General features: G+C 64.5%; 16 protein-coding genes. 10 read left to right on the top strand and 6 right to left on the bottom strand.

Annotated features, from left to right (window positions below; genetic code table 11):
- The first annotated feature begins 245 nt into the window (after positions 1-245).
- Complete coding sequence (locus VSR68_RS03065) at positions 246-2,162, top strand: propionate--CoA ligase (RefSeq protein WP_342938360.1); 1,917 nt, start codon at positions 246-248, stop codon at positions 2,160-2,162.
- Positions 2,163-2,199: 37 nt separating this feature from the next.
- Here VSR68_RS03065 and VSR68_RS03060 read toward each other — a convergent pair whose 3' ends face one another.
- Entirely contained in the window at positions 2,200-2,991 is a 792-nt protein-coding gene (locus VSR68_RS03060) for a 5'-methylthioadenosine/adenosylhomocysteine nucleosidase (protein WP_342938359.1), read from the bottom strand.
- Entirely contained in the window at positions 2,988-5,357 is a 2,370-nt protein-coding gene (locus VSR68_RS03055; protein ID WP_342938358.1) for a UvrD-helicase domain-containing protein, read from the bottom strand. Before VSR68_RS03055 ends, VSR68_RS03060 begins: the two co-directional genes overlap by 4 nt.
- A gap of 324 nt (positions 5,358-5,681) precedes the next feature.
- Here VSR68_RS03055 and VSR68_RS03050 point away from each other — a divergent pair, with 324 nt between their 5' ends.
- Positions 5,682-8,555 carry a valine--tRNA ligase gene (locus VSR68_RS03050; RefSeq protein WP_342938357.1) on the top strand — a complete coding sequence of 958 codons (2,874 nt, stop codon included), beginning with the start codon at positions 5,682-5,684 and terminating at the stop codon, positions 8,553-8,555.
- Positions 8,556-8,626: 71 nt separating this feature from the next.
- The gene (gene galU / locus VSR68_RS03045; protein WP_342938356.1) at positions 8,627-9,508 is read left to right on the top strand and encodes a UTP--glucose-1-phosphate uridylyltransferase GalU; all 882 of its coding nucleotides are present in this window, start codon (positions 8,627-8,629) and stop codon (positions 9,506-9,508) included.
- A 177-nt stretch (positions 9,509-9,685) separates the two neighbouring features.
- Here galU and VSR68_RS03040 read toward each other — a convergent pair whose 3' ends face one another.
- The 4 genes from VSR68_RS03040 to VSR68_RS03025 form a co-directional block, all read right to left on the bottom strand.
- Complete coding sequence (locus VSR68_RS03040; protein WP_087733718.1) at positions 9,686-9,916, bottom strand: sulfurtransferase TusA family protein; 231 nt, start codon at positions 9,914-9,916, stop codon at positions 9,686-9,688.
- 148 nt (positions 9,917-10,064) lie between these two features.
- Positions 10,065-11,087, bottom strand: a complete 1,023-nt coding sequence (locus VSR68_RS03035) for a Gfo/Idh/MocA family oxidoreductase (protein WP_342938355.1) — start codon at positions 11,085-11,087, stop codon at positions 10,065-10,067.
- Complete coding sequence (gene iolG, locus VSR68_RS03030; RefSeq protein ID WP_342938354.1) at positions 11,087-12,106, bottom strand: inositol 2-dehydrogenase; 1,020 nt, start codon at positions 12,104-12,106, stop codon at positions 11,087-11,089. The genes VSR68_RS03035 and iolG overlap by 1 nt, the downstream gene beginning before the upstream one ends.
- A complete protein-coding gene (locus tag VSR68_RS03025) occupies positions 12,099-12,980 on the bottom strand; it encodes a MurR/RpiR family transcriptional regulator (protein WP_087733641.1) in 882 nt (293 codons plus the stop codon). The genes iolG and VSR68_RS03025 overlap by 8 nt, the downstream gene beginning before the upstream one ends.
- Positions 12,981-13,254: 274 nt before the next feature.
- On the opposite strand from VSR68_RS03025, the gene VSR68_RS03020 reads away from it, so the two are divergent.
- From VSR68_RS03020 to iolB, 7 genes are all read left to right on the top strand, one after another.
- Complete coding sequence (locus tag VSR68_RS03020; RefSeq protein WP_342938353.1) at positions 13,255-14,307, top strand: sugar ABC transporter substrate-binding protein; 1,053 nt, start codon at positions 13,255-13,257, stop codon at positions 14,305-14,307.
- Positions 14,308-14,643: 336 nt separating this feature from the next.
- Positions 14,644-15,825 carry an ABC transporter permease gene (locus VSR68_RS03015; protein WP_342938352.1) on the top strand — a complete coding sequence of 394 codons (1,182 nt, stop codon included), beginning with the start codon at positions 14,644-14,646 and terminating at the stop codon, positions 15,823-15,825.
- A 58-nt stretch (positions 15,826-15,883) separates the two neighbouring features.
- Positions 15,884-16,687, top strand: coding sequence for an ATP-binding cassette domain-containing protein (locus VSR68_RS03010; RefSeq protein ID WP_342932936.1), 804 nt, complete (start codon positions 15,884-15,886; stop codon positions 16,685-16,687).
- 66 nt (positions 16,688-16,753) lie between these two features.
- On the top strand, positions 16,754-18,793 hold the full coding sequence (locus tag VSR68_RS03005; protein WP_342938351.1) for a bifunctional 5-dehydro-2-deoxygluconokinase/5-dehydro-2-deoxyphosphogluconate aldolase: 2,040 nt from the start codon (positions 16,754-16,756) through the stop codon (positions 18,791-18,793).
- The gene (gene iolD, locus VSR68_RS03000; protein ID WP_342938350.1) at positions 18,790-20,727 is read left to right on the top strand and encodes a 3D-(3,5/4)-trihydroxycyclohexane-1,2-dione acylhydrolase (decyclizing); all 1,938 of its coding nucleotides are present in this window, start codon (positions 18,790-18,792) and stop codon (positions 20,725-20,727) included. Before VSR68_RS03005 ends, iolD begins: the two co-directional genes overlap by 4 nt.
- Before the next feature lie 10 nt (positions 20,728-20,737).
- Positions 20,738-21,658, top strand: a complete 921-nt coding sequence (gene iolE, locus VSR68_RS02995; RefSeq protein WP_342938349.1) for a myo-inosose-2 dehydratase — start codon at positions 20,738-20,740, stop codon at positions 21,656-21,658.
- Positions 21,655-22,458, top strand: a complete 804-nt coding sequence (gene iolB / locus VSR68_RS02990) for a 5-deoxy-glucuronate isomerase (RefSeq protein ID WP_342938348.1) — start codon at positions 21,655-21,657, stop codon at positions 22,456-22,458. Before iolE ends, iolB begins: the two co-directional genes overlap by 4 nt.
- Positions 22,459-22,755: the final 297 nt, after the last annotated feature.

The raw sequence follows: 22,755 nt of genomic DNA, 5'->3' as shown, positions 1-22,755 counted from the left end.
CGGCGCCTTTCTTTTTGCAGCTGACGGCGCGACGTTCGACGAATCGTGCACTGCAGCGCTCATGGTGAACCCCCGTTGTCCGCGAGCCCGCGCCTGCTCTATGCTGTGCTGACGTGCGCATGCACCGGCCAAGGGGTTCGCCACAAAGGCCCCAACGGGTTCACCCCGCCGCCGTTCGCCCGCCGCCTCACCGCCACAGCCGTTCATTCGTCCGCTCACCCACGCAGCCCGAAGGATCGCCGCCGATGACCACCTACCGCGAATTCCACCGCCGCTCGATCGAGGCCCCCGAAGACTTCTGGCGCGACGAAGCGCAGCGCATCCATTGGGAAACGCCGTTCGATACCGTGCTCGACCGCTCGAATCCGCCGTTCGCGCGCTGGTTCGTCGGCGGACGGACGAACCTCTGTCACAACGCGATCGACCGGCACCTCGCGCAGCGCGCGCAACAGAACGCGCTGATCTACGTGTCGACGGAAACGGGCATCGAGCGGCGCTACACGTATGCCGAACTGCACGCGGAAGTGAACCGGATGGCGGCCGTGATGCGCTCGCTCGGCGTCGGGCGCAGCGACCGTGTGCTGATCTATCTGCCCATGATTCCCGAAGCCGTGTTCGCGATGCTCGCGTGCGCGCGGCTCGGCGCGATCCACTCGGTCGTGTTCGGCGGATTCGCGGCGCCGAATCTCGCCGCGCGCATCGACGACGCGAAGCCCGTGCTAATCGTGACAGCCGACGCCGGCGCGCGCGCGGGCAAGGTGATCGACTACACGCCGCTCGTCGACGAAGCGCTGGCGCGCGCGACACACAAGACGCTGAAGGTGCTGCTGATCGACCGGCAACTCACGCCCGAGAAGCTGAACGCGCCGTATCTCGTCGCGTACGAGCCGCTGCGCGAACAGTTCTTCGACGCGCACGTTCAATGCGAATGGCTCGAATCGACGGAGCCTTCGTATGTGCTGTACACGTCGGGCACGACGGGCAAGCCGAAGGGCGTGCAGCGCGACGTCGGCGGCTATGCGGTCGCGCTTGCGGCATCGATGGAATACATCTTCGAAGGCAAGGCGGGCGACACGATGTTCACGGCGTCCGACGTCGGCTGGGTAGTCGGCCACAGCTATATCGTCTACGCGCCGCTGATCGCGGGTCTCACGACCGTGATGTACGAAGGCACGCCGATCCGCCCCGACGGCGGCATCTGGTGGCGGCTCGTCGAGCAGTACAAGATCAACCTGATGTTCACCGCGCCGACCGCGATCCGCGTGCTCAAGAAGCAGGACCCGGCATTGCTGAAGCAAGCCGATCTGTCGAGCCTGCGCACGCTCTTTCTGGCCGGCGAGCCGCTCGACGAACCGACGGCTGCATGGATCGCCGATTCGCTCGGCAAGCCCGTCGTCGACAACTTCTGGCAGACGGAGACCGGCTGGCCGATCCTCGCGATCCAGCGCGGCGTCGAAGCGCTGCCGCAAAAGCTCGGCTCGCCGGGCGTGCCCTGCTACGGCTACAACCTGACGCTGCGCAACGAGCACACGGGCGAGCCCTGTCCGCCCGGCGAGAAAGGCGTGATCACGCTCGGCTATCCGCTGCCGCCGGGCTGCATGTCGACGGTGTGGGGCGACGACGCGCGCTTCGTGAAGACGTACTGGGAAAGCGTGCCGAACCAGCAGGTGTACTCGACGTTCGACTGGGGCATCCAGGACGAGAACGGCTATGTGACGATCCTCGGCCGCACCGACGACGTCATCAACGTCGCGGGCCATCGCCTCGGCACGCGCGAAATCGAAGAGGCGTTGTCGAGCCACAAGGCCGTCGCGGAAGTCGCCGTCGTCGGCGTAACGGATCAGGTGAAGGGACAGGCGGCGATTGCGTTCGTCGTCGTGCGCGATGCGCCCGCGTACGAATCCGACGATGCGCGCGCGAAGCTCTCAGCCGAGCTGTGCGCGACCGTCGATCGCCAGCTCGGCGCAATCGCGCGGCCGGCTCATGTCGTGCTCGTATCGATGCTGCCGAAGACGCGCTCGGGCAAGCTGCTGCGCCGCGCGATCGCGGCGCTCGCCGAAGGCCGCGACCCGGGCGACCTGCCGACGATCGAAGATCCGTTGGCGTTGCAGCAGATCCGCGATGCCGTCACGCCCGGCGGCACAGGCACGCGAGGCGGCTGAGCGCCGAGCGAAAAGCGGCGCGCTTCCTGGTTTCGTGTTAGCCGCGCGCCGCGAGAAACCGCCTGAGAATCCCGCTCGAATACGTGCCCGCGATTTCGGTGAGGAACGACACGAACGACGCGGGCGCATGCGCGTCCGCTGTGTCGGAAATGGTCCGCACGATCGCGCACGGCACGCCGTATTCGTAGCAGACCTGCGCGATGGCCGCGCCTTCCATCTCGACGGCGAGCGCGTCGGGCAACGCGGCGCGCAGCAGATCGACGGAAGTCGCGCTCGCGACGAACTGATCGCCGCTGATGATCAGGCCGCGATGCACGCTCGGCAGCGCCTCGGTCAGGAACCGCTGCGACAGCGCGGGACCCTCTTCGTCGATGAAATGCTCGCACGCGGCCGCCAATGCGGTCGTCAAGGGCGCGTCGGCGTCGAAGCGCGACATGCCCAGCAGCGGCACCTCGAAGCGCGGGAACAGCGGCGACGCATCCATATCGTGCTGCATCAGCGATTCGGCGACGACGATATCGCCGATCCGCACCGTCGGCCCGACGCCGCCCGCGACGCCGGTGAACACGACGGCTTCGACTTCGAACTCGTGAATCAGCGCGCTCACAGTGGCGGCCGCCGCGACCTTGCCGACGCGCGCAAGCGTCACGACGCACGGCGCGCCGTGCACCGTGCCGACGTGATAGTCGCGCTTGCCGTGCGTGACGGTTTCGACGCCGCCTTCAGCGCGCATCGCCGCGACGAGATCGCCCAGTTCCTGGGGGAGCGCCGCCATCACGGCGAGCGGACGACGCGAAATCGTCGCTTCGAAAGGCAACGGCGCGCTCATTCGACCGCCTGCAGTTTTGCAACGGCCAGCGCGAGCCACTTCTCGCCGTGCCGCTTGAACTTGACCTGCGCCTTCGCGTCGGCGCCGCCGCCTTCGAGCGCCGTGATCGTGCCTTCGCCGAACTTGGTGTGGAACACCTGCTGGCCAATGCGGAAGCCCGATTCCGCCGCGCGCTGCTCGTTCGCGAACGCGGGCAGCGGCGCATTGGTGGTCGCGTAGCTCTCGCGGCCCTGATAACCCTGCTGGCGATCGGGCCGCGCAAACCAGTCGCGTCCCCAGCCCGCATTGTCGGAGCGGCCGCCCCAGCGCGCGCCCGCTTCGACTTTCGGCGTGAGCCACTTGAGCGTTTCATGCGGCAGTTCGTCGAAGAAGCGCGAGCGGATGTTGTAGCGCGTCTGGCCATGCAGCATCCGGCTCTGCGCGAACGACAGATACAGCCGCTCCTTCGCGCGCGTGATCGCGACGTACATCAGGCGGCGCTCTTCTTCGAGCCCGTCCGCTTCGATCGCGCTGTTCTCGTGCGGAAACAGCCCCTCTTCGAGGCCGGTGATGAACACAGCCGTGAATTCGAGGCCCTTCGCCGCATGCACCGTCATCAGCTGCACCGCTTCCTGGCCGGCCTGCGCCTGGTTGTCGCCGGCTTCGAGCGACGCGTGCGACAGGAAACCCGCGAGCGGCGTCATCGTGTCGGGGTTCTGCGCGGGGTCGGCGGGATTCGCGGCGTCGAGCACGTCGACGCCGGGATCGTCGGTCGCGACCGCGAGTTCCGGTGAGGCCGTCGCGCCCGGACGCAGCGGAATCGAGCGCGCGGGCGTGTCGAGCCCGTAGCCTTCCTCGCTGACGAAGGCCGTGGCCGCGTTCACCAGTTCCTGCAGGTTCTCCAGCCGGTCCTGACCTTCGCGCTCGTTCTGATAGAACTCAGACAGGCCGCTCGCGCGCACCACGTGCTCGACTGTTTCGGGCAAGCTCATCTGCGCCGTTTCGGCGCGCATCCTCGCGATCAGGTTCGCAAACCCGCCGAGGCTCGTGCCCGCCTTGCCCGTCACATACGGAATCGCCGCCGCCATCGAGCAGTTGTACAGGCGCGCCGCGTCCGCCAACTGTTCGATCGAGCGCGCGCCGATGCCGCGCGCCGGGAAATTGACGACGCGCGCGAACGCGGTGTCGTCGTTCGGGTTGTCGATCAGGCGCAGATACGCGAGCGCGTGCTTCACTTCCTGGCGCTCGAAGAATCGCAGGCCGCCATACACGCGATACGGAATGCCGACGTTCACGAGCGTATGTTCGATCGTTCGCGACTGCGCGTTGCTTCGATAGAGCACGGCGATCTCGCTGCGCGACAGGCCCGTGTTGATCAGCGCGCGAATCTCTTCGACGATCCAGCCGGCTTCCTGCGAATCCGTCGCCGCCTCGTAGACTCGCACCGGCTCGCCGTGGCCCGCGTCCGTGCGCAGGTTCTTGCCGAGACGCCGCGCGTTGTGCGCGATCAGCTGATTCGCCGCATCGAGAATATGGCCGTGCGAACGGTAGTTCTGCTCGAGCTTGATCAGATGCTGAACCTTGAACTCGTGCTCGAAGTCGCGCATGTTGCCGACGTTCGCGCCGCGAAACGCGTAGATCGACTGATCGTCGTCGCCGACGGCGAAGATCGCGTTGTGCTCGCCCGCGAGCAGCTTGAGCCACGCGTATTGCAGCTTGTTCGTGTCCTGGAACTCGTCGACGAGAATGTGGCGGAAGCGCGCCTGATAATGCGCGCGCAGCGGCGGGTTGTACGACAGCAGCTCGTAGCAGCGCAGCAGCAGTTCCGGAAAATCGACGACGCCTTCGCGCTGGCATTGCTGGTCGTACGCTTCGTACAGTTCGACGAACTTGCGGTTGAAGTTGTCCGAAGCGTCAACGTCCTTCGGACGCAGCCCCTGCTCCTTCGCGTTGTTGATGAAGTACTGCAGGTTCTTCGCCGGATATTTTTCGTCGTCGATATTCAGGCCCTTCATCAGGCGCTTGATCGCCGAAAGCTGATCCGCCGTGTCGAGGATCTGGAACGTCTGCGGCAAGCCCGCGTCGCGGTGATGTGCGCGCAGCATCCGGTTGCACAGGCCGTGGAACGTGCCGATCCACATGCCGCGCGTATCGATGGGGAGCAGCGCCGACAGGCGCGACATCATTTCGCGCGCGGCCTTGTTCGTGAAGGTGACGCCGAGCAAGGTTGCAGGCGTTGCGAGACCGTGCTGGATCAGCCACGCGATCCGCGTGATCAGCACGCGCGTCTTGCCGCTGCCTGCGCCCGCCAGAATGAGCGCCGGTTCGTTCGGCAGCGTGACGGCGGCGTGTTGTTCGGGGTTCAGGTTCGCGAGCAGTTCGGGCATGGATGACGAGAAGAAACGACGATTGCGGCGGGTGGTCCGTCATTATAAGACCGCGACGCTCCGAGCCTGGTGCGCCGCAGATGCGCGTGGGGCTGCCGGTCGTCGATTCCGCCGGGATCGCGCGCCTGATCGTGCGTCTGATCGTGCCCTGCCTTGCTCGCTGTCCTGCGTCCCGTCTGACGCGCTGTCTTGCGCCCCATCCCGAGCCCGCCTTGCCCCTGTCTTGAGCGCGCGCAACAGCCCGCGCGGACCGCCGCCTCGCGCCACCCTTTATAATTCAGGGTTTCGGGCATCTTTCCACGTATTTTCCGGCAGATTTTGACGATGACGACAAGCGACAGCACGCTGGCCAAGAGTTTCGAGCCGCAGACGATCGAGGCCCACTGGGGCCCCGAATGGGAAAAACGCGGCTACGCCGCTCCGGCGTTCGAACCGGGCCGCAAGAACTTCTCGATTCAACTGCCGCCGCCCAACGTCACGGGCACGCTGCACATGGGCCACGCGTTCAACCAGACGATCATGGACGGCCTGACCCGCTATCACCGCATGCTCGGCGAAAACACGCTGTGGGTGCCGGGCACGGACCACGCGGGCATCGCGACGCAGATCGTCGTCGAACGGCAACTGGACGCGCAAGGCGTTTCGCGCCACGACCTCGGCCGCGAAAAATTCGTCGAGCGCGTGTGGGAATGGAAGCAGCAATCCGGCTCGACGATCACGAACCAGGTGCGGCGCCTCGGCGCGTCGATCGACTGGTCACGCGAATACTTCACGATGGACGACAAGATGTCGGCCGCCGTGCGGGACGTGTTCGTGCGTCTGTATGAACAGGGCCTGATCTATCGCGGCAAGCGCCTCGTCAACTGGGACCCGGTGCTGCTCACGGCCGTGTCCGATCTCGAAGTGGTCAGCGAGGAAGAGAACGGCCATCTGTGGCACATCCAGTATCCGCTCGCCGACGGCTCGGGCCATCTGACCGTCGCGACGACGCGCCCCGAAACGATGCTCGGCGACGTCGCCGCGATGGTGCATCCGGAAGACGAGCGCTACGCGCATCTGATCGGCAAGACCGTGAAGCTGCCGCTGACGAACCGCGAAATCCCCATCATCGCCGACGACTACGTGGATCGCGAGTTCGGCACGGGCGTCGTGAAGGTCACGCCCGCGCACGATTTCAACGACTACCAGGTCGGCCAGCGCCACAAGCTGCCGCAGATCGAAATCCTCACGCTCGACGCAAAGATCAACGACAACGCGCCCGAAAAATATCGCGGCATGGATCGTTTCGATGCACGCAAGCAGGTCGTCGCGGATCTCGAAGCGCTCGGGCTGCTCGAATCGGTGAAGCCGCACAAGCTGATGGTGCCGCGCGGCGACCGCACGGGCGTCGTGATCGAGCCGATGCTCACCGACCAGTGGTTCGTCGCGATGAGCAAGCCGGCGCCCGAAGGCACGTTCAATCCGGGCAAGTCGATTGCCGAAACGGCGCTCGACGTGGTCCGCAACGGCCAGATCAGATTCGTGCCGGAGAACTGGACGACCACGTACTACCAGTGGCTCGAAAACATCCAGGACTGGTGCATCTCGCGTCAGCTGTGGTGGGGTCATCAGATTCCCGCGTGGTACGGCGAGAACGGCGAGATCTTCGTCGCGAAGACGGAAGAGGAAGCACGCGCGCAAGCCGATGCGAAGGATTACAAGGGCGCGCTGAAGCGTGACGAAGATGTGCTCGACACGTGGTTCTCGTCGGCGCTCGTGCCGTTCTCGTCGCTCGGCTGGCCGAACGAGACGCGGGAGCTGGAAGCGTTTCTGCCGTCGTCGGTGCTCGTCACCGGCTTCGACATCATCTTCTTCTGGGTCGCGCGCATGGTCATGATGACCACGCACTTCACCGGCAAGGTGCCGTTCGACACGGTCTACGTGCACGGCCTCGTGCGCGACGCCGAAGGCCAGAAGATGTCGAAGAGCAAGGGCAATACGCTCGACCCGATCGACATCGTCGACGGCATCGGCCTCGATGCGCTCGTCGCGAAGCGCACCACCGGGCTGATGAATCCGAAGCAGGCGGCGTCGATCGAAAAGAAAACGCGCAAGGAATTCCCCGAAGGCATTCCCGCGTTCGGCACGGACGCGCTGCGCTTCACGATGGCGTCGATGGCGACGCTCGGCCGCAACGTGAACTTCGACCTCGCGCGCTGCGAAGGCTATCGCAACTTCTGCAACAAGCTGTGGAACGCAACGCGCTTCGTGCTGATGAACTGCGAAGGCCACGACTGCGGCTTCTCGAAGCCGGGCGCGTGCCAGCCCGGCGATTGCGGGCCGGGCGGCTACACGGACTTTTCGCAGGCCGACCGCTGGATCGTGTCGCTGCTTCAGCGCGTCGAAGCCGAAATCGAAAAAGGCTTCGCGGATTATCGTTTTGACAATGTGGCAAACGCCCTATACAAGTTCGTGTGGGACGAATACTGTGACTGGTATCTCGAACTCGCGAAGGTGCAGATCCAGACGGGCACGCCGGAACAGCAGCGCGCCACGCGCCGCACGCTGTTGCGTGTGCTCGAAACGGTGCTGCGGCTCGCGCATCCTGTGATTCCGTTTATCACGGAAGCGCTGTGGCAAAAGGTGGCGCCGCTCACGGACAGCTATCCTGAAGGCAAGGCGGAAGGCGAGGCGTCGATCATGACGCAGCCCTACCCGATCGCGGAGCCGCGCAAGATCGACGAAACGGCCGAGCAATGGGCCGCCGATCTGAAGGCCGTGATCGACGCATGCCGTAATCTGCGTGGCGAGATGAACCTGTCGCCGGCAACGAAGGTGCCGCTGCTCGTGACGGGCAACGCCGCGCGGCTCGCGTCGTTCGCGCCCTACGCCCAGGCGTTGGCACGTTTGTCCGAGGTGCAGATCATCGCGGACGAGGCAACGCTCGATGCACAGGCGCATGGCGCGCCAATTGCTATCGTAGGAACGGACAAGCTCGTGTTGAAGGTGGAAATCGATGTCGCCGCCGAACGCGAACGCCTGTCAAAGGAAATCGCAAGACTGAATGCAGAGGTTTCGAAATGTAACGCCAAGCTCCAGAACGAGAGCTTTGTTGCAAAAGCACCGCCGGCGGTCGTTGAGCAGGAGCAAAAAAGGCTGGCAGAATACCAGACCACGATTGGCAAGCTGACGGCACAACTGTCGCGCTTGCCGGCCTGATTTACGCCCCATGCGTGCCGCGCCAAGCGGCGCCTCCACGCATTCCAAACCAGAGGACGTAGGGTACACACATGTTAAAAGTTACTAAGGCAGTTTTTCCGGTCGCGGGTCTCGGTACGCGCTTTCTTCCAGCCACGAAGGCGAGCCCCAAGGAGATGCTGCCTATCGTCGACAAGCCGCTGATCCAGTACGCAGTCGAAGAAGCGATGGCGGCCGGCATCACCGAAATGATCTTCGTGACGGGCCGCAGCAAGCGCGCGATCGAAGACCACTTCGACAAGTCGTACGAAATCGAGGCCGAGCTGGAAGCGCGCGGCAAGGCGAAGCTGCTCGAACTGGTTCGCAGCATCAAGCCGAGCCACGTCGACTGCTTCTACGTGCGTCAGCCGGAGGCGCTGGGTCTGGGCCACGCGGTGCTGTGCGCGGAAAAGCTGGTCGGCGACAACCCGTTCGCCGTGATCCTCGCGGACGACCTGCTGTACGGCAAGCCGCCCGTCATGCAGCAGATGATCGAGGTGTTCGATCACTATCACAGCTCGGTGATCGGCGTCGAAGAGATTCCGCCGTCGGAGACGAAGTCGTACGGCATCGTCGACGGCAAGGAGTGGGAAGACGCGATCATCAAGATGTCGGGCATCGTCGAGAAGCCGGCGCCCGAAGTCGCGCCGTCGAATCTCGGCGTGGTCGGCCGTTACGTGCTGAAGCCGCGCATCTTCGATCACATCCGCGCGCTCAAGCCGGGCGCGGGCGGCGAACTGCAACTGACGGACGCGATCCAGTCGCTGCTCGCCGATGAGCAGGTGCTCGCGTACAGGTATCACGGCACGCGTTTCGACTGCGGCAGCAAGCTCGGCTATCTGAAAGCGACCGTCGAATTCGCGCTGCGCCACCCGGAAGTGGCCGCGGACTTCGAAGAGTATCTGCGCACCCGTTCGCCCGTGCTGGAAGGCTGATCGAACGTTCGGCCCGCGTGCGAGCAGCACGGCGGGCCGTCATGCAAGCAGGAAGAAAAAGGCGCTGCGCCCCTCGGGAACGCAGCGCCTTTTTTCATGAGCTTGTAACGCGAGACGTCGAAATGCAGCCGCGTATCTCACCCGCGCATCTTGCCCGCGTACCTCACCCGCGAAGCCTCAGCGACGCCGCATCAGGAACACGAACACCTTGTCCGGCAGTGTCGACGACTCGACGATCTCGTTGCCCGTCTGCTTCGAGAACGCGGCGAAATCGCGTTGCGAGCCGGGATCGGTGGCGAGCACCTTGAGAATCTGGCCGCTTTCCATGTCGGCCAGCGCTTTCTTCGCGCGCAGAATGGGCAGCGGGCACTTCAAGCCGCGCGCATCGACTTCCTTGTGAATCTGAATTTCCATCGACGATGACCTTCGTGAGGCGGCGCCCGTGTTCCGCTCGAATATTCGCGGAAGCGGCGCCATGCAGAGGGTCAAATTCTAACGCATGCGCTTCGAGCGCGCCCAGGCCGCGACAGTCAGACAGCCGATGCGCGCGCTTCGCTTACAGATCGACAGCCCGTCCGCTTGCGAGCGATTCGCGCAGCGAATAGCCGATGCGCGTCGCCTCCATCGCGTCCGCGAGCGTCGCGCCGCTCTGCCGCCCTTCCCTCACTGCGGCAACGAACGCCTGCGCTTCGCACAGGAACGCCTCTTCGAAGCGATCGAAGAACGTCGGCGTGCACTCGTTGCGGATGCCGCTCGCGTCGGCGATCTCGACACGGTTCATGCGCGGATTGCGCCCGATATACAGCGCGCCCGCCGTGCCGATCACTTCACTGCCCGTGTCGTTGCCGTGCGCGAGCGTGCGCGACGCGTAGAACATCGCGATGCGTCCGCCTTCGAACTCGCAGATCGCGACGCCGTTATCGACGTCGCCGAATTCGCGCAGGCCCTCGTGCAGCGCGACCACGCCGCTCGCATAGACGCGCTTCGCGTTCGGCATGCCGAGCAGCCAGCGCGCGACGTCGATGTCGTGCACCGTGCAGTCGAGAAAGATGCCGCCCGAGTTCGGCGCAAAGCGCACGAAAAAGCCTTCGGGATCGTTCTGGTCGCAGGTCTGCGAGCGCACCATGAACGGCCGCCCGATCGCGCCCGCCTCGATCTTCTCGAATGCGTTGCGATAGCTCGGATCGAAACGGCGCATGAAGCCGATCGTCGCGTGCAACTGCGGATGACGCCGCGCCTCTTCGATCACGCGCTCGCACTCGGCGAGATCGAGCGACAGCGGCTTTTCGCAGAACACATGCTTGCCCGCACGCAACGCATCGATGATCTGCTGCGCGTGCAGCGCGGACGGCGTGACGAGCCACACGGCATCGACGTCGCGATCGTCGAGCAGCGCGTGATAGTCGTCGTAGACGCGCGGCGCGGGCAGCGTGTCGCGCGCCCACGTCCGCTCCGCTTCGACGGGACTGCACGCGGCCACGAGCGCCGCGCCCGACACGCGATACGCGAGATTCTCCGCATGCCGCTTGCCGAGCCGCCCCAGCCCCACCACGCCGATACGCAAAGGCCCCGCGCTCATCACAGCGCCTCGTTGAGCTTGACGGCGCGCCCTTCGCGCCACGAAAGCGTCGCGGCCTCCGCGAGTTCGAGCGCCTTCATGCCGTCGGCGACCGTCGTGCGCACCGGCTTGCCTTGCGTGACGGCCTCGAAGAAATGCGCGATTTCGAGCGCATACGCGGCGCGATAGCGTTCGAGGAAAAAGTGCTCGGGCACGTCGCTGGAGACGGCCGTCTTCGAGTACGCGGACACTTGCGTCGGACGCACGTTGCCCGCCTGCAGCATGCCGTCGCTGCCGAGCACCTCGAAGCGCTGGTCGTAACCATACGCAGCGCGCCGCGCCGTATTGATCTGGCACAGACGCCCGCGCTTCGTGCGGATCGTCACGGCTGTCGAATCGATATCGCCGGCATCGGCGATCGCGGGATCGGACAGACAGCTGCCCGTCGCGTGCAGCGTGTCGGCTTCGTCGTCGAGAATCCAGCGGAAGATGTCGAAGTCGTGAATCAGCATGTCCTTGAAGATACCGCCCGAGTGCCTGATGTACTCGACGGGCGGCGCGCCGGGATCGCGGCTCGTCACGACGAGCATTTCCGGCGTGCCGATCTCGCCCGCATCGAGGCGCGCCTTCAGCGCGGCGAAGGTCGGATCGAAGCGCCGCTGAAAGCCGATCATGCACACGACGCCCGCTTTCGCGACGGCATCGGCGCAGGCGCGCGCGCGTTCCAGCGTCAGATCGACGGGCTTTTCGCAAAACACGTGCTTCTTCTGCGCGGCCGATTGCAGGATCAGCTCGGCGTGCGTATCGGTGCTCGAACAGATGACGGTCGCGCCGACCGACGCATCGCCCATCGCGCCGTCGACATCCGCGACCTGCGCGCCGTATTGCGCGGCGAGCGCGGCTGCCGCGTCGCGATTCACATCGACGACATACTTGAGCCGCACGCCCGGCTGCCGCGCGAGATTCGACGCATGAATCTTGCCGATGCGTCCCGCGCCGAACACAGCCACGTCGATCGTCTTGCCTGCCACATCAGTCATCGTATCCTCCAGTGTCTGTCGACTCTTCTACGTTCAGTTCCAGCTTGTACGCGAGCGCGATGAACAGCGCCTGGCACAGGCAGATCGTGCTGGTCAGCGAGCGGAACGCGAACGCGCTGCCCTCTTTCACATACAGCTGCGTCGTCGCGTAGCGTGCGAGCGGCGACAACTGGCTATCCGAAATGACGAGTGTCTTTGCCTGATGGTGATGCGCGACGCGCAGGCAGTACTGCGTCTCCTTGCCATAGGGCGCGAAGCTGATCGCGATCACGACGTCGCCCTTCTTCACGCTGCGAATCTGCTCGCGGTACATCCCGCCGAAGCCCGACACGAGATGCACGCGCTTCGGCGTGTGCTGCAACGCGTAGACGATGTAGCTCGCGACAGGAAACGAGCGCCGCACGCCGACCACATAGATGTTCTCGGCCTGTTGCAGCATCTTCACGGCGGCGTCGAATTGCGCGTCGTCGAGCGAACGTTCCAGCTCGTCGAGACCGTCGCGGCACGCGGCCATGAATTCGCGCGCGACGCTGCCGCCCGACAGCCGCCCCGGCTTCTCGTCGATCAGCTTGCGAATGCGCTGCTGATAGCTCTGAGACGACGCGCCCTGCGTCGTGTACGCCTGGCGAAACACCGCCTGCAGATCCGAAAAGCCTGAAAAGCCGAAACGCTGCGCAAAGCGCACGACGGCGGACGGATGCACGCCGCAACTCAGCGCGATGTCACTGGTGCGATCGACCATCACGCTCGACCGGTGCTGCTCGATATACGTTGCCACGCTCTTCAACTGACGCGGCAGCGACTCATAGTTCTCCGCGATGCGTTGCATCAATTCATCGACGCTCGGCAATTCTTCTGTGCTGTCTTCCGCCATAGTCCTGACCTCAGTGCTTTTTGCAGCGCAAAACCGCGTCCCGCAAGCGTTCGCGGCAACGTCGACGCGCTATCCCGACGATGCGGAGTATAGGCATAACCGAAAGCAAATGGAATGGATTTTCCATTTTTCTTTGACATGAAATTTTCATTGCAACTCTCGAAAAGTTGGCCTACTCTTGGTCCTGAGCGATGACGCAACGGCGGGCCGGCATCACCTCGCAAAGCGTCAGACGCTCCCCTCAAAAACGAACAGACCGAGAAAGGTGGAGACAATGAGACTTTGCAAGGGCAAGGCTTCGTTCAAGGTTCTGGCAGCCGCCATTACGCTGGCGGCGGGCATCGGCGCGATGACGGCGCCGGCGGCACAGGCGGCCGACGCTCACTTCGTGCTGATCAGTCACGCGCCGGACTCCGATTCGTGGTGGAACACGATCAAGAATGCGATCAAGCAGGCCGACGAGGATTTCAACGTCGAAACCGACTACCGCAATCCGCCCAACGGCGACATCGCCGACATGTCGCGTCTGATCGAGCAATCGGCGGCGCGCAACTACGATGGCGTGATCGTCACCATCGCCGACTTCGACGTGCTGAAGAGCTCGATCGGCAAGGTCACGGCGAAGAAGATCCCGCTCGTCACGATCAACTCCGGCACGGAAGAGCAAAGCGAGAAGCTCGGCGCGATCATGCACATCGGCCAGCCCGAATACGTGGCGGGCAAGGCGGCGGGCGAGAAGGCGAAGGCAGCGGGCGTGAAGTCGTTCCTGTGCGTGAACCACTTCGCGACCAACGCCGTTTCGTTCGAGCGTTGCCGTGGCTTCGCCGATGCGCTCGGCGTGAACTACAAGAGCTCGACGATCGATTCCGGCCAGGACCCGACCGAAATCCAGTCGAAGGTGAGCGCGTATCTGCGCAACCATCCGAACACGGGCGCGATCCTGACGCTCGGCCCGACGCCTGCGTCGGCGTCGCTGAAGGCCGTGCAGCAGATGGGCCTCGCTGGCAAGATCTATTTCTGCACGTTCGACTTCTCGGATGACATCGCGAAGGGCATCCAGGCGGGCACGATTGCCTTTGCGATCGACCAGCAACCGTATCTGCAGGGCTATATCCCCGTCGCCGTGCTCGCGATCGTGAAGAAGGAGCACACGACCGACCCGGCGAAGATCAGGCAGATTCTGGAGGCCAATCCGAAGTTCAAGGCTCGCTTGCAAACATACGGCCTCGAACCGTCGTATGGGCCGAAGAACATTCGCTCCGGTCCGGGTTTCATCACGAAGGCGAATATCGACACGGTCGTCAAGTACGCGGGCCAGTACCGCTAACCGACTGACCTTTTACCTGGTCATACGCGGTACCGGGCGCGCCAGCCAATGCGCGACCCCGGCGGCCTGTTGCACGTTCGCACGTTCGCACTTCCGCATTTTTCACGTGCAAGCTGCGGCCGCCATCGTCGGGCGCCCCGACCGCGAGATTGACCGGCCTTCTGCGCACTCTCGCCACTCTCATGAGTGAACCGCGCAGCGAAGCCGGGTATTCAGCAACTATCGTGCATGTGACGGGAACAGGCGCTCACGCACCCGCTACCGTCGACCGCAATTGCTTGCATGGGACCCGGGCAAGGCGTACACGCGCCGACCCGGGTCCACAAAGGAGACATCATGGGCGTAGCCGGCAAACACTTTCCTTCGCATCGTCACGACGCGGCGGGCAACGACGCGCATTCGTCGCAGTCGTCGCAGTCGGTTTCGGCCCCGGCAGCCGACGAGCGAATCAGAAAGGAATCGTTCTTCGGACATCTGCTGAACCGGCCGGAATTCGCCGCGATTTCGGGCACCGTGCTCGTGTTCCTCGTGTTCGCGATCGGCGCGAGCGGCTCAGGGATGTTCAATCTCGATGGCGTGATGAACTGGTCGCAGGTGTCCGCGTATCTGGGCATTCTCGCCGTCGGCGCCTGTCTGCTGATGATCGCGGGCGAGTTCGATCTGTCCATCGGTTCGATGATCGGCTTCGCCGGCATGATGGTCGCGATACCCGCCGTCTATTTTCACTGGCCCATATGGGCTGCGATCGTGTTCGCGTTCGCCGGATCGATGGCGCTCGGCGCATTGAACGGCTACCTCGTGATGCGCACGCGCCTGCCGTCGTTCATCGTGACGCTCGCGTTCCTCTTCATCCTGCGCGGCCTGACGCTCGCACTGTCGATCATGGTCGCGGACCGCACGATCATCTCGGGCGTCGGCGATCTCGCGCAGGCCGACCCCGTGACAAACTTCCTGTTCCACGGCGTCGCGCTGCATGCCCTCTTCACGAGCCTCGCGCACATGGGCATCGGCTCGCTGCTCGACAACGGCCAGCCGCTCGTGCCGGGCATTCCGAAAGTGCTGCTGTGGTGGTTCGGGCTCGCCGCCATCTGCGCATTCGTGCTCGCGAAGACGCGTTACGGCAACTGGATGCTCGCAGTCGGCGGCGATGCGAACGCCGCGAAGAACGTCGGTGTGCCCGTGCGCCGCGTGAAAATTTCCCTCTTCGTGCTGACGGCCTTCTGCTCGTGCCTGTTCGCCGTGCTGCAAGTGTGCGACATCGGCTCGGCCGCCGCCGACCGTGGCCTGCAAAAGGAATTCGAGGCGATCATTGCCGCGGTGATCGGCGGCACGCTGCTGACGGGCGGCTACGGCTCGGTGGTGGGCGCCTGCTTCGGCGCGCTGATCTTCGGCGTCGTGCAGATCGGCATCACCTATACGAATGTCAGTTCCGACTGGTTCCGCGTGTTCCTCGGCGTGATGCTGCTGATCGCGGTGCTGTTCAACCACTATGTGCGGCGCCGCGTGTCCCAATCGTGACACGGCCGTGATCTTGCAATCGTCATCACGCCATCGCACCCGACACGAGGAAACGGCCATGTCCGACACTCTCAAGCAAGACGACATCATTCTGTCGCTCGAAAACGTCAGCAAGTATTTCGGCAAGGTGATCGCGCTCTCGGGCGTCACGCTTCGATTGAAGCGCGGCGAAGTGCACTGCCTGCTCGGCGACAACGGCGCGGGCAAGTCGACGCTCATCAAGACGCTCGCGGGCGTGCACCAGCCCTCTTCCGGCGACTACCTGGTGGACGGCAAGAAGGTGATGTTCGAATCGCCGAGCGACGCGCTCGACCTCGGCATCGCGACCGTGTATCAGGATCTCGCGCTCGTGCCGCTGCTGTCGGTCGCGCGCAACTTCTTCATGGGACGCGAGCCGCAGAAAAAGCTCTTCGGTCTCGTCAACGTGATGGACCTCGACACGAGCGCGCGCATTGCACGCGACAAGCTCGCCGAAATGGGCATCATGGTGCGCGACCCGCATCAGCCGATCGGCACGATGTCGGGCGGCGAGCGGCAGTGTCTCGCGATTGCGCGCGCGATTCACTTCGGCGCGCGCGTGCTGATTCTCGACGAACCGACTGCGGCGCTCGGCGTGAAGCAGAGCTTCAACGTGCTGAAGCTGATCCACAAGGCGCGCGCAAAAGGCATCTCCGTGATCTTCATCACGCACAACGTGCACCATGCGTATCCGATCGGCGATTCGTTCACGCTGCTCAATCGCGGCAAGTCGATGGGCACCTTCACGAAGGAAACCATCACGAAAGATGAAGTGCTCGACATGATGGCAGGCGGCGCCGAAATGCAGAAGATGATCAGCGAACTGGAAGGCGCGACGATCTGATTCACGCGGCTTGCCGCTGCATCGCTACGCCCTTCTCGCTGCGCGCACCACACTCAGGACATACCTATGGCTCACACCAGCACACCCAACGCCAATAGCGCGAGCCGCTTCGCGACGGGCCGCAGCCGCGACATCGTCTGCCTCGGCCGGCTCGCCGTCGATCTGTACGCGCAACAGGTCGGCGCGCGGCTCGAAGACGTCGCGAGCTTCGCGAAATATCTGGGCGGCTCGTCGGCGAACATCGCGTTCGGCTGCGCGCGGCTCGGCTTGAACGCGTCGATGCTCGCGCGCGTCGGCAACGACCACATGGGCCGCTTTCTCACCGAAACGCTGACGAAGGAAGGCTGCGACGTCAGCCACGTGCGCGTCGATCACGAGCGGCTCACCGCGCTCGTGCTGCTCGGCCTGAAAGACCGCGACACCTTTCCGCTGATCTTCTATCGCGAGAACTGCGCGGACATGGCCGTCGACGAAGCCGATTTCGACGAGGCGTACATCGCGTCGTCGAAAGCGCTGCTCATTACGGGCACGCACTTCTCGACGGAACAGGTGAACCGCACGAGCCGCCGCGCATTGGAGTACGCGCGCCGCAACGACGTGCGCACCGTGCTCGACATCGACTATCGGCCTGTGCTGTGGGGCCTGACGGGCAAGGCCGACGGCGAGACGCGCTTCATCGCGAACGACAGCGTGAGCGCGCACATTCAGAGCATCCTGCCCCTCTTCGATCTCGTGATCGGCACGGAAGAAGAGTTTCGCATCGCGGGCGGCAAGGACTCGCTGATCGAATCGCTCGCGCAAGTGCGCAGCGTGACGCCCGCAACGCTCGTCGTGAAGCGCGGGCCGCTCGGCTGCCAGATCATCGACGGCAACGTGCCGGCTTCGATCGACGACGCGCCGATTCACGGCGGCGTCGAAGTCGACGTGCTGAACGTGCTCGGCGCAGGCGATGCGTTCGCGTCCGGCTTCCTGTCGGGCTGGCTGCGCGACGAGCCGCTCGAAGCGTGCGCGCGCGCCGCGAATGCGAGCGGCGCGCTCGTCGTGTCGCGTCACGGCTGCGCGCCCGCAATGCCGACGCCCGCCGAACTCGACTGCTTCCTGCGCGAAGCGAAAGCGGACCCCGCGCGCATGCGCCGCCCCGATCGCGACGCAACGCTCGCGCGTCTGCATCGCGTAACGCCCGCGCGCAAGACGTGGGATGAAGTGCTCGGCTTCGCGTTCGATCATCGCAACCAGTTCTTCGAACTCGCGCAGCAAACAGGCGCGGACCCGGCGCGCATTTCGAAGCTGAAGCGCCTGTTCGTCGAAGCCGTCGAGCAGACGGAGCAGGCGCTCGGCTTGCAGGGCCGCATCGGCGTGCTGATCGACGACCGCTACGGCCAGGATGCGCTGAACGACGCGACGGGACGCGGCTGGTGGATCGGCCGGCCCGTCGAGCTGCCGGGCTCGGTGCCGCTCGTGTTCGATCACGGGCGCTCCGTCGGCACGACGCTCACTAGCTGGCCGCGCGAGCACGTGGTGAAGTGCCTCGTTCAATTCCATCCCGACGAGCCGATCGAGCAACGCATCGAACAGGAAGCGCAGCTTCGTTCGCTCTATGACGCCGTGCAGGAATCCGGCCACGAACTGCTGCTCGAAGTGATTCCGCCGAAGCATCTGCCTCATCTGACTGCGGGACCCGACATCGTGTTTCGCGCGTTGAAGCGCCTCTACAACATCGGCATCTATCCGGAGTGGTGGAAGCTCGAACCGATGGAAGCATCGCAATGGCAAGCCGTCGATGCCCTCATCCACGAGCGCGATCCGTACTGCCGTGGCGTCGTGCTGCTTGGTCTGTCGGCGCCTGTCGAGCAGATGATCGAAGGCTTCCGCTCGGCTGCGCACTCGACGACGTGCAAGGGCTTCACGGTCGGCCGCACGATCTTCCACGAGCCGAGTCAGGCGTGGCTCGCGGGCGAGATCGGTGACGACGAATTGATCGCGCGTGTGCGCCGCACGTTCGAAACGCTGATCCAGTCGTGGCGCGACTCGCGTGCAACGGCTGGCGCGGGTGGCACGTCGAATGCGGGTTCGCCGCGTAACGTTCATCAGGAGCAGGTGGCATGAATCAGCGCGTGTTGCATCACGATGTGGCGGCCTCGTCCGACGCGGCCGCGCAAGTGTCGGCGGACGGCACGATTCGTCTGACGGCGGCGCAGGCCGTCGTCCGCTATCTCGCTGCGCAACTCGTCGAGACGGAAGACGGCCAGGGCACCGAGCCGCTCTTCGGCGGCGTGTTTGCGATCTTCGGGCACGGCAACGTCGCGGGGCTCGGCGAAGCGCTTTATCAGCATCGTCACGCACTGCCGACGTATCGCGCGCACAACGAGCAGGCGATGGCCCACAGCGCGATTGCGTTCGCGAAGGCGCATTTCCGCCGACGGATGATGGCCGTCACGACATCGATCGGTCCCGGCGCGACGAACCTCATCACGGCGGCCGCGCTTGCGCACGTGAACCGCTTGCCCGTGCTGCTGCTGCCCGGCGATATCTTCGTGTCGCGCGCGCCCGATCCGGTGTTGCAGCAGGTCGAAGACTTTCACGACGGCGGGATCTCGGCGAACGATGCGTTCAAGCCCGTGTCGCGCTACTTCGATCGCATCGTGCATCCGGCGCAACTGCTCAATGCGTTGCCACGCGCGATTCGCGTGCTGACGGACGCCGCGCTATGCGGTCCCGTGACGCTCGCGATGCCGCAAGACGTACAGGCAACCGCCTACAACTATCCCGCTGTGTTTTTCGAGCCGCGTGTCGTGAAGCTGCATGCGCCCTCGCCGGTCGCGAGTGAAATCGACGATGCGCTGCTGGTGCTGCGCAACGCGAAGCGTCCGCTGATCGTCGCGGGCGGCGGCGTGATGTATGGCCGCGCGACGGAGGCATTGCGCGCGTTTGCGAAAAAGCACGGCATTCCCGTCGCCGAGACGCAGGCGGGCAAGAGCGCGCTCGCGTGGGACGATCCGCTCAATCTCGGCGCGCTCGGCGTGACGGGTTCGCCGGGTGCGAACGAGCTTGCGCACGAAGCGGATTGCGTGCTCGCCGTCGGCACGCGCTTGCAGGACTTCACGACGGGCTCGAACACGCTCTTCACGCAGGCGCAGGTGATCGGCATCAACGCAAACGCATTCGATGGCCTCAAGCATCGCGGCTGCATCGTGCAAGCGGATGCGCGCCTCGCGCTCGAAGCGCTCACGTCGCAACTCGAAGGCTGGCAAGCGGATGCATCGTGGACCGCGCGCGCGCGGCAGCACGCGAACGAATGGCGAGACATCGTGCACAGGCTCACGCACGCGCCGCAAACCGGTAATACGCTCCCCTACGATGCCGACGTGATCGGCGCCGTGCAGCGTTCGAGCGCGCGCTCGACGACGGACGACATCGTCGTCTGCGCGGCAGGCACGCTGCCCGCAGAACTGCACAAGCTGTGGCGCGCGGGCCGGCCGGGCGCGTATCACGTCGAGTATGGCTACTCGTGCATGGGCTATGAGATCGCGGGCGGTCTCGGCGCGAAGCTCGCGCGGCCCGAGCGCGAAGTGATCGTGATGGTCGGCGACGGCAGCTATCTGATGATGAACAGCGAGATCGCGACCTCGGTGATGCTCGGCGCGAAGCTGATCGTCGTCGTGCTCGACAATCGCGGCTATGGCTGTATCAACCGGCTGCAACAGGCGTGCGGCGGCGCGCCGTTCAACAATATGTTCGACGACTGCGTGCAAGGCGCGCCCGGTGCGCCGAACATCGATTTCGCCGCGCATGCGCGCGCGATGGGCGCGCAGGCCGAGCATGTCGCCGACGTGCGGGAACTCGAAGCCGCGATGCAGCGCGCGCGGGCCGCGGACCGCACGTACCTGATCTGTATCGATACCGACCCCGCGCGCACCACCGACGAAGGCGGCTGGTGGTGGGAAGTCGCCGTGCCGGAAGTGTCGCCGCGCGAAGGCGTGCGCGACGCGCGCGCCGACTACGACGCGCACACGAACGCACGCGGCAAGGACAACCAGTGAGGAAGCGCACATGAGTCAGTTCGAAGTACGCATCGGCATCAATCCGCTGTCGTGGATGAACGACGATCTGCCGTCGCTCGGCGGCGAGACGCCGCTCGAAGTCGCGCTCACCGAAGGACGCGAAATCGGCTACCAGGGGTTCGAGCTCGGCAACAAGTTTCCGCGCGAGCCCGAGGCGCTGAAGGCGCTGTTCGAGCAGTACGATCTTTCGCTCGTCTCCGGCTGGTATTCGGGCCGGCTCGCGGACTTCGGCCGCAGCATCGAAGACGAATGCAAGGCCGTCGATTCGCATCTGCAACTGCTGTCGAAAAACGGCGCGACCGTGATGGTCTACGGCGAGGTGCACAACACGATACAGGGCTCGCCCTTGCCGCTCTATCAGCGGCCGCGCTTCTTCACGGACGAGCAATGGAACACGTACGCGAAGCGGCTCGACGAATTCGCGCGCTATACGTTGAGCAAGGGCGTGCGCGTCGCGTATCACCATCACATGGGCGCGTATGTCGAAACGCCCGCCGACGTCGACCGCCTGATGGCGCTGACGAGCGATGATGTCGGCCTGCTGTTCGACGCGGGCCATATCACGTTTGCGGGCGGCGATGCGCCGACGGTGCTGAACAGACATATCGGCCGCGTTTGCCACGTGCATTGCAAGGACGTCCGCCCGGCCGTGATGAAGCTCGCGCGCAACCGCAACTGGAGCTTTCTCGATGCCGTGATCGCGGGTGCGTTCACCGTGCCGGGCGATGGCGCCGTCGATTTCCCCGCGATCATCGATACGCTCAAGCGGCACGGCTATCGCGGCTGGCTCGTCGTCGAAGCGGAGCAGGACCCCGCCGTCGCGCCGTCGTATGCTTATGCACAGAAGGGGTATCGCACGCTGCGCACGCTCGTCGATGCGCCCCTCGATGTCGCACAGGAGGCAGCATGAGTTTGCTCGTGAAAGCACAGCGCGAAGGCCAGACGATCGCGCGCGTCACGCCCGATACGGCGGGCTGGAAATATGTGGGCTTCGCCGCATACCGGATGGAGTCGAACGAAGTCGTGCACGTTCTCGAAGCGTCGCGCGAAGTGTGCATCGTCGTGATGGCGGGCGCCGTCGATGTCGAAACGGATGCGCAGACATGGACGGGGCTCGGCTCGCGTGACAGCGTGTTCGAAGACAGCGCGCCCGTCGCGGTCTATCTGCCGCCCAACACGCGCGCGACGATCCGCGCGAACCGGCATGCCGAAGTGGGCGTCGCCAGCGCGCCCGCGAAGGGCGACTACGCTGCGCGCCTGATCGAGCCTTCGCAGATGAAGCGCTCGGTGCGCGGCAAGGGCGCGAATACGCGCTACGTGTGCGACATTTTTCCGCAGACGGAGCCTGCGGAGTCGCTGCTTGTCGTCGAAGTGCGCACGCCCGGCGGCCACTCGTCGAGCTATCCGCCGCACAAGCACGACACCGACAACATCCCGACGGAAAGCTCGCTCGAAGAGACGTACTATCACCGGCTCAATCCGCCGCAAGGGTTTGCGTTTCAGCGCGTCTATACGGATGAGCGCGATATCGACGAATCGCTCGCAGTCGAGGATCACGATGTCGTGATGGTGCCGCGCGGCTATCATCCTGTCGTCGTGCCATATGGGTACGACTCGTACTATCTGAATGTGATGGCGGGACCGACGCGGACGTGGCACTTCAAGAACGATCCGAAGCATGAGTGGATCGTGGAGAGGGATTCCAGATGATTTTTTGTCTGCGACGCTGGTTGTTTTTTGCTTTTTTCGCTGGCATCCGCGATGTGCCTACCGGCGCGGGGGTTGCCCCTGTGCGGGGCGGCACTCACTTTCTTTGCCGCCGCAAAGAAAGTAAGCAAAGAAAGCGGGCTCACACCGCCAGTGCTTGACCTCTGCCCACGGGCCCTCAACGTCCCCGTGCTTCACACGGTAGCGTACTCGCTGATGTTCGTCGCCAACGCTCCGGCTAATCGCCTGACCCCCGCTTCATGCACCCGTGGCATGGCTAAGAGCATCGAGCGTTTTGAC

This window comes from Paraburkholderia phymatum, from assembly GCF_038900715.1.
In the GTDB taxonomy this organism is placed as follows: domain Bacteria; phylum Pseudomonadota; class Gammaproteobacteria; order Burkholderiales; family Burkholderiaceae; genus Paraburkholderia; species Paraburkholderia phymatum_A.
The sequence above is the reverse complement of the archived record's forward strand: the minus strand, read 5'-3'. Positions and strand labels throughout refer to the sequence as shown.

What these genes read in the sequence shown, in the direction of transcription:
- VSR68_RS03065 (WP_342938360.1), top strand. Translation starts at nt 246, where the DNA reads ATGACCACCTACCGCGAATTCCACCGCCGCTCGATCGAGGCCCCCGAA.
- VSR68_RS03060 (WP_342938359.1), bottom strand. Translation starts at nt 2,991, where the DNA reads ATGAGCGCGCCGTTGCCTTTCGAAGCGACGATTTCGCGTCGTCCGCTC.
- VSR68_RS03055 (WP_342938358.1), bottom strand. Translation starts at nt 5,357, where the DNA reads ATGCCCGAACTGCTCGCGAACCTGAACCCCGAACAACACGCCGCCGTC.
- VSR68_RS03050 (WP_342938357.1), top strand. Translation starts at nt 5,682, where the DNA reads ATGACGACAAGCGACAGCACGCTGGCCAAGAGTTTCGAGCCGCAGACG.
- galU (WP_342938356.1), top strand. Translation starts at nt 8,627, where the DNA reads ATGTTAAAAGTTACTAAGGCAGTTTTTCCGGTCGCGGGTCTCGGTACG.
- VSR68_RS03035 (WP_342938355.1), bottom strand. Translation starts at nt 11,087, where the DNA reads ATGAGCGCGGGGCCTTTGCGTATCGGCGTGGTGGGGCTGGGGCGGCTC.
- iolG (WP_342938354.1), bottom strand. Translation starts at nt 12,106, where the DNA reads ATGACTGATGTGGCAGGCAAGACGATCGACGTGGCTGTGTTCGGCGCG.
- VSR68_RS03025 (WP_087733641.1), bottom strand. Translation starts at nt 12,980, where the DNA reads ATGGCGGAAGACAGCACAGAAGAATTGCCGAGCGTCGATGAATTGATG.
- VSR68_RS03020 (WP_342938353.1), top strand. Translation starts at nt 13,255, where the DNA reads ATGAGACTTTGCAAGGGCAAGGCTTCGTTCAAGGTTCTGGCAGCCGCC.
- VSR68_RS03015 (WP_342938352.1), top strand. Translation starts at nt 14,644, where the DNA reads ATGGGCGTAGCCGGCAAACACTTTCCTTCGCATCGTCACGACGCGGCG.
- VSR68_RS03010 (WP_342932936.1), top strand. Translation starts at nt 15,884, where the DNA reads ATGTCCGACACTCTCAAGCAAGACGACATCATTCTGTCGCTCGAAAAC.
- VSR68_RS03005 (WP_342938351.1), top strand. Translation starts at nt 16,754, where the DNA reads ATGGCTCACACCAGCACACCCAACGCCAATAGCGCGAGCCGCTTCGCG.
- iolD (WP_342938350.1), top strand. Translation starts at nt 18,790, where the DNA reads ATGAATCAGCGCGTGTTGCATCACGATGTGGCGGCCTCGTCCGACGCG.
- iolE (WP_342938349.1), top strand. Translation starts at nt 20,738, where the DNA reads ATGAGTCAGTTCGAAGTACGCATCGGCATCAATCCGCTGTCGTGGATG.
- iolB (WP_342938348.1), top strand. Translation starts at nt 21,655, where the DNA reads ATGAGTTTGCTCGTGAAAGCACAGCGCGAAGGCCAGACGATCGCGCGC.